This window comes from Clostridium tarantellae (assembly GCF_009295725.1).
GTDB classification, from domain to species: domain Bacteria; phylum Bacillota; class Clostridia; order Clostridiales; family Clostridiaceae; genus Sarcina; species Sarcina tarantellae.
On record NZ_WHJC01000149.1, the window covers coordinates 1 to 8,283 of the forward strand.

2 protein-coding genes are annotated in these 8,283 nt (G+C 25.6%); both read left to right on the top strand.

Features of this window, described 5'->3' with window-relative positions:
* Window positions 1-196 precede the first annotated feature (196 nt).
* The gene (locus GBZ86_RS10005) at window positions 197-3,130 is read left to right on the top strand and encodes a glycoside hydrolase domain-containing protein (protein WP_152890269.1); all 2,934 of its coding nucleotides are present in this window, start codon (window positions 197-199) and stop codon (window positions 3,128-3,130) included.
* Window positions 3,131-3,320: 190 nt separating this feature from the next.
* Window positions 3,321-8,066, top strand: a complete 4,746-nt coding sequence (locus GBZ86_RS10010; RefSeq protein WP_152890271.1) for an alpha-amylase family glycosyl hydrolase — start codon at window positions 3,321-3,323, stop codon at window positions 8,064-8,066.
* The last annotated feature ends 217 nt before the right edge of the window (window positions 8,067-8,283 follow it).

An 8,283-nucleotide genomic window follows, 5' to 3' on the forward strand; every position in this document is an offset into this window, starting at 1 on the left:
ATATTATATAAATGAAAGATTTGAATAATTTATGAAAATTATTTAATGAAAATTATTTAAATATATATATTCCAAAAAAGATTTTGTATTATACAAATAAAAATTTTATAGATATAACTAAAAATACTTTAATTATTAAAATGTAAAAAGTTTATTAAAACATATATAGTAGAAAGGAAAAAGAAAGGAGTTTAAAATGAAAGTAAAACAAAATAAATATGCATTAGGACAGTCTATGATTGCAGAAGTTATAGAAGGTATAGAAGAATTAAAATTAAATCTAAAGCTTACAGTTAATGAAAATAAGCTTAATATTGGTGCAATTATTTCTGGATTTATAGTAGATGAAAATAATAATCCCATTAAGCAAGCTGTTATAAAACTTGTAGATTCTAATTTTGAACCACTAACTCATGTTTATACTGATGACAAAGGAAAATATAGTATAGATACAATTTTTCAAAGTGAAATTTATAATCTTATAATTACTTCTGAAGGAAAATTGCCAGCAAAAAGTGAAGTATTTTCTTTGAATAATGAAGAAAAAAAAATATTGAATTTTAAGCTTTTTAATGATACAAGCAATATTCTAGGAGCAATAAGTGGTGTTGTAAAGGATAATACTAAATTTATTTCAGGAGCAGTTATATCATTATATAGTATTTTAAATAATGAAAAAACTTTAATAGCTATTACTTATACAAATAATAATGGAGAATTTTTATTTAATAAAATTTCATCTGGGAATTATATTATGAGAATTTCTTCATTAGGTTATTTGAGTAAAGAACTTTCTGCAAAAGTAAAAGCTGGACAGGTATTAGATACCAATATTATATTAGCTTATGAAGAAAATTCTTCTAATGCTATTATTTCAGGGGTCATAACAGATGATAATAATAATGAAATTTCAAATGCTAGTGTGATACTTTATAATGTTGATGTGGAAAAAAAAATAATAATACCAATAGCTTTTTCAAAAACAAATTCTAGTGGAGTTTATACATTTATAAATGTACCTAAAGGAAATTATATGGTTAAATCAAATAAGTGGCAGTTAATCAATGAATTTTCTACAGTAACTGTACCTTCTACAAGTATTAATGAAAATATTGTATTAAGTAAATTAGAAGGTTTTTTTGCAAGTAATAATAAACATTATTTAAAAGAAAATTATAATAACATTATAACTGAAAGTAGTAATAAAAATTTAAATTTAGTTTGTTGGAAAGGAGAAAAAATAAGTACGGAGATTATATTATGGACTGATGTTGAAAGTGTTAATAATATAAAAGTACAATCATCTTTATTTTCAGATAAAGATGGAAATGCAATTTACTCTAATAATATAAATTTTAATTTTCTAAAATATGTTAAAGCAGCAGGAAAAATGATACCAGATATATTAGATAATGTTATTAATTTAAATATTGAAAGAAAAAGTATTCAACCAGTATGGATAACAATTGAGATACCTGAAAATGTTAAATCAGGAATTTATTCAGGAGTTTTTACTTTTATTTCTGATAATAGTAAACCTCTTAATTTTAAAGTTAATATAGAAGTTTTAAATATTAATTTGCCTTCTTATGACAAATGGAGTTTTCATTTAGATTTATGGCAAAATCCATTTGCTTTAGCTAGGTATTATAAAGTTACGCCATGGTCTAAAGAACATCTTAATTATTTAAGACCTCATCTTAAAATGCTTAGAAAAGCAGGACAAAAGGTTATAACTACTACTATAATTAAAGATCCATGGAATAGTCAAACTTATGATGCATATGATACTATGATTTTATGTAAAAAACAAGCAAATGGAACATTTAAGTATGATTTTACATCTTTTGACACTTATGTATCATTATGTTTAGAAATAGGAATAGATAAACAAATAAATTGTTATAGTATGGTACCTTGGAAAAATAGAGTATTTTATTTTGATGAAGTTTTGGGAAAAGAAGTTGAAGAATTTTTAACTCCAGGAACTAGTGAATGGATTAATTTTTGGAAACAATTTATTGATGCATTAGTTGAACATGTAAAAAGTAAAGGATGGATAGATAAAACTTATATAGCTATGGATGAGAGACATATAAATGATATGAAAGCTGTAATAAATTTATTGAGAAATACGCCATTAAAAATTTCAGGGGCTATGAATTATGCTAATGTAACAGATATAGTCAATAGTATTAATGATATAAGTATGGCCATATGGGAAATAAGAGATGATTTTTATAATGTTGTAGAAAATAGACATAAATTAGGCTTTAATACAACTTATTATGTATGTACAGGAGCTTTTCCAAATACATTTACTTATTCAAATCCAGGAGAAGCTGCATGGTTAGGTTGGTATGTAGCAAAATTTAATGCAGATGGATTTTTAAGATGGGCTTATGATAGTTGGGTGGAAAAACCATTAGAAACTACTGATTTTATTAGATTTGAATCTGGAGATTGTTTTTTAGTTTATCCAGAAGTTAAAAGCTCTGTTAGATTTGAACGACTTATAGAAGGAATTCAAGATAATGAAAAAATAAGATATATAATGAAAAATTATAATAATTGGAGTTTTGAAATTGAAAAAATAGTAAGAACATTAAAAGGCGGCTCTAATATTAAAGATATTAATTATGGTGATGAAGTAGTAAAGGTTAGAAATCAGTTAAATAATATAGCTAGGCGCATTGCTAATGGAGAAGTAATAAGTAATGCTACTAATATTGCATTAAATAAAGTTGCTACTGCTAGTTCATCTGAAGCTAGCTATGGAAGGGGACCAGAGAAGGGGAATGATGGAAATCTAAATACTAGATGGTGTGCTAAAACAGGTTCATCTAATGAATGGTGGCAGGTTGATTTAGCAGAAAGTTACAATATAAATGCTATTGAGATATATTGGGAAAAAAGTGCTGAATATGGTTTTATAATACAGGTATCATTAGATCAAATTAACTGGAGAACTATTTTTGATAATACAGCTAATATATCTAAAGAAAATGTAATTTATATAAATATAAATGAAAATTCAGTAAGATATGTAAAACTTCAAATGAAAAGTTTACCACCAAGTGGTGTGTATGCATCTTTTTATGAATTTAGAGTTTTAGGTTCTAAAAGTTAATTATATTAAATTTAAATGATAATTTTAGTAAATATTTGTTTTATAGAGATAATAATTAGAGGATAAAAAGTTCATATCCTCTAATTTATTTGCATAAAAATATATAATAGTGCATTGTAAAAATATAAGGAAGTGATATAAATTATTTAATTAAAATTTTCAAAATAAGCAAAGGGGGAATTAAAAGCTTATGAAAATTTCTAAAAAAATAATTAGTATTATAACAATTATAATGTTTATCCTTTCATCAATACCAATGCAAACAAATATATTGGCAAAAGATAGCGATAAAAAAGAATTGTCTAAAAAAGTAGTACTTGTAGGAGACTTACAGCCTGAACTTACAGATAACAAAGAAGGAGAATGGAATGCAGAGTCAGAATTAACTAAGATGGAGTATAAGGGAAATAATCTTTATTCACTTAACGGAATATTACCAAAAGGAATTCATAAATATAAAATTGCCATGGGAGGATGGCATGAAAGTTATGGAATAGATAATTATACAAATGAAAATAAAGTATCAGATAATGATGGAAATATAATAATAAAATTAAATGAAAATAAAGAAATAACTTTTTATTATAATGATAAAACTAAGAAGGTAGCCGATAGTACTTACTATAATCATATAGAAAAAGAGCGAAGACCTAGAATAGTTGGAAATATTCAGCCAATAGTAAATGGTGGAGAAGCTTGGAGTCCGTCTACTTCTAATTTATTTATGTATGATGAGGAACTTAATAATATTTTTAAAATATCTATTAAAGATGTTCCCAAAGGAGGTTATGAGTTTAAAGTGGTTTTAGGAAATAGTTGGGGAGAAGAATATGGAGATAAGGGAAATAATTATAAGATTAATTTGATGCAAAAATCTGACTTAGATATTATTTTTGACTACAATAAAAAGCAAATTGATGTTAAGGTTAAAGGTTTATCTTTAGATGGAGTGATTAATGGAAATAAACTTTATCATAACACTTGGAATAATTTATATAAGGCACCTTTTGGAGCAGTTGAAGAAGGAACACCAGTTACCATTAGGTTACATGCAGAAAAGGGAGATTTAGAATATGCTAGGCTTTTAGTAAGAAATAATAGTAAAAATACTTCTAATATATATACAATGAATAAAGTTACTTCTATAAAGTTAGAGGATAACTCTGAAGTAGATATATATGAAACTACATTTACACCAGAGCAATATGGTTTGTATGGATATAAGTTTATTGTAGGAGATGGAGAAGCTTGTAAAGAATATGGAGAAGATGGAAGAGAAGGAGAAGTTGGAACAGTTGGAGATAAAAACTTATCGTTATTTCAATTAACCGTTTATAGCAATGATTACAAAACTCCAGATTGGATGAAAGAAGCAGTGGTGTATCAAATTCTTCCAGATAGATTTAATAATGGAAATAAAGAAAACGATGATAATAAAGAAAATGCTAGAGGAGATGAACCTATTGAAGGGAGATTTAATGAATGGAATAGGTTACCTGATAATCCAAGATTAGAAACGGCAACAGATTATGATGGTGATGGTATATGGTCTAATGATTTTTATGGAGGGGATATTGAAGGAGTAAAACAGAAGTTAGATTATTTACAGTCATTAGGTGTTAATACTATTTATTTAAATCCAATTTCTATGGCCGCATCTAATCATAAATATGATGCTACAGACTATAAAACATTAGACCCTATGTTTGGTACTGAAGAAAATTTCAAGTTGTTTACTAAAGAACTAGATAATAGAAATATGAGACTTATAGTAGATGGAGTTTTTAATCATGTAGGAGATGATTCTATTTATTTTGATAGATATGGAAAATACAATACTGTTGGTGCATATGAATATTGGAGTTATATCTATGATACTATGAATAAAGAATTCATAACAGAAAATGAAGCAATAGAAAAAGCAGATAAATATTTTATAGAAAAAGGTGAAGTATTTAGTAAGGAAAAATGGCATTTATGGTTTAATATAAAAAATAAGAAAATAGATGTGGGAACAAATAATGAAAGATATGACTATCAATGTTGGTGGGGATTTGATAGTTTACCTGAATTTAAGTCTATGAGTAAAAAAGAAGCTATTTCTTTAGGATTAGCTTCAGAAAATGATAAATTTGTAGATGGAGAAAGTGAATTTAATAATAAAGCATTAGTAAATTACATCTATAAAGCAGAAGATTCAGTAGCAAAACAATGGATAGACTGGGGAGCTGATGGATGGAGATTAGATGTAGCAAATGAAGTTGACAGTGTATTTTGGAATGACTTTAGAAAGGAAATGAAAAATCACAATAAGGATACTGTTATATTAGGTGAAATTTGGGATGATGCTTCTAAATATTTTTTAGGTGATGAATATGATTCAGTTATGAATTATAGAATAAGAGCTGCTTTAATAGATTTTTTAAAGTATGGTAATGCAGATAATTTAAAAAATACATTAATGGCTATTATTGAAGATTATCCTAAGGAAGCATTACAATCACTTATGAATTTAATGAGTTCTCATGATACTGCTAGAGCTTTATATTTATTAGGAGATGGAAGAGATTCTTATGAAAGAGCAGAGTATGATCCTAATTTTAATAAAGAATTAGGTATGAAAAGATTAAAGTTAGCAGCTTTATTTCAGTTTGGTTATATAGGAGCACCAACTATTTATTATGGTGATGAAGTTGGAGTAATTGGTTCAAAGGATCCAGACTGTCGTAGAACTTATCCTTTTGGAAGTGAAAATGATGATTTAAAATTATATTATGAAAAGTTAGGAAGTATTAGAAAGGAAAGTAGTGAATTATTTTCTTATGGAGAAGTAGTTAATTTATATACTGAGGGTTCTGTATATGTATATGGCCGTATTAAAGATGATAAATTAGCTATAGTTGCAGTTAACTCTGGTAATGAAGAAAAAAATATTGCTATAGATATGAGTTTTTTTGCTTCTAACGGAATTATATTTAATAATAAATTCAATAATGAAAAAATAATGGTAGAAAATAATTTTTTAAATCTTTTAGTTCCAGCTATAGGAGGGAAAATATTAATTAATGAAAATTTTATATCAAAGCCACAAGGAGTAATTAGTGTTTTAGGTATAGAAGGTGATAGTAAAATAAATCTTTCTTGGCAGTTAAGTAATAATGATGTTAAAGAATATAAAATTTACAAATCGAAATTTAAAGGAAGTTTAGAAGAATTTGTAGGAAGTACTACTAATTTAAATTATGAAGTAAATAATCTAGAAAATGGAGAAAATTATTATTTAGGAGTTTCAGTTGTGGATAGAAATGACAATGAATCACCTATTAAATGGTCAGAAGGATTGATACCCCACTATAATATAAACTGGGCAGGAAATATAACTCATGATTTAAATGAAGAGGTAATAGATATTTCTAAAGAAATAGAAGTTTTTGGAGAAGTTTATATAGAAAATATAACAGGAAAAGATAAAGAAAATAAAGGTATTAAAGGAAGACTAGCAGTTAAGCATGAAAGTGAAAAACAGTGGACTTATTATAAAACTAATTATGTAAGTAAAGAAGGAAATAATGATAAATATAAATCTTCTTTTATGCCAGTAAAAGAGGGAATATATGAATATAAATTTGAATTTACTTCTAAAGGAGAGCTAGGATTTAATTTGAATGAAATAGTTATTGGTGATAATAAAATTTATAAAACTAAAGTTTTTAAATTAGGAGATAATATTATTCCTTGTAATTTAATAACATTAAAAAATCCTGAAAAGGAATCAGGACAAATAATATTAAACTGGAGTATTGAAGGAGAAAATAAGATAGCTTTATATGAAATAATGAGGGATGGTATAGTAGTAGCAAAAATTAAAGATAGAAATATTACATCATATAAAGATACTAATGTAGAAAATGGAAAAGAATATAATTATGAAATTAGAGCGTATAGCAATGGGGGAATGTTAGTGAAATCAAATTCTATTGTAGCAACTCCGGATTTAATAATGATAAAGGTTACTTTTAAAGTAAATGCTCCAAATTATACACCATTAGATACTAAAATTACTATTCCAGCTTCTTTAAATAATTGGAATACTAACTCTTGGGAAATGAGTAGAAATGGAGCTGTAACTACAGATTGGTCATATACGACTTATATTCAAGAAGGAGAAACTATTGAATATAAGTATGTAAAAGATAATTCTTGGAATGGAGAAGGGTTATTAGATTATACTCCAGAAGATTTAAATGATTTTCAAAAGGGGTATTATGGATGTTCTACAGGAGAAGGATCAAATAGAGTTGTAACCATAAAAAATGAAGAAAATAGTGAAATGATAATAGAGGATAATATTATTAGATGGGTAGATATGCCAGTAGTTATAACAGAACCTACAAATGATTCAATAACTAAAAATAACAATATTACAATAAAGGGAAATGCTATAAAAGAGGGTGAACTAACTATAAATGGAGAAAAGATAATTATTAATGAAGATATGTATTATGAAGCTAAGGTTTCTTTAAAAGATGGGGAAAACATTATTAAAATAAATGTTAAGCCAACAGAAGAAAATAGTAAAAGAGAAGATTTATTTAATAATGATGCAAAAAGAATAGCACAGGCTACAAAGGAATTACAGTTTAAGGTATTTAAAATGGAAGAGGACATAAAGTTATTAAAAGTGAATAATTTAAGATATACTAATAAAGGAAAAAATAAAATAACAATAGCATGGAATAAACCAAAATCTAAAGATATTATTGGTTATAAAATTTATAAAGATAATAAATTAATTGATGAAATAGATAAAGACATTACAGAATACAATATTGAAAATTTAAAAAGTAATACATTATATGGATTTAAAGTTCTTTGTAAATATTCAAATGATAAAGTTTCAAGACCACGTTTTATAAATATAAGAACAACAAAATAGATGTAATTAAAATATAAAAAAGTAAAAAAATGTGTATTTATAAACTAAACACTTGTATTTAAATGGAGAACATGATATATTAATGTTATAATAATTGTTGCTAATATTTGGGGTGATTATTTTTAAAGAATTAATTTTTAAGTAATAATTATAAAAAATGGGGTAATAACTATTATTATAATAAGCAATAAATAAATATGGGGCATTAATATATATT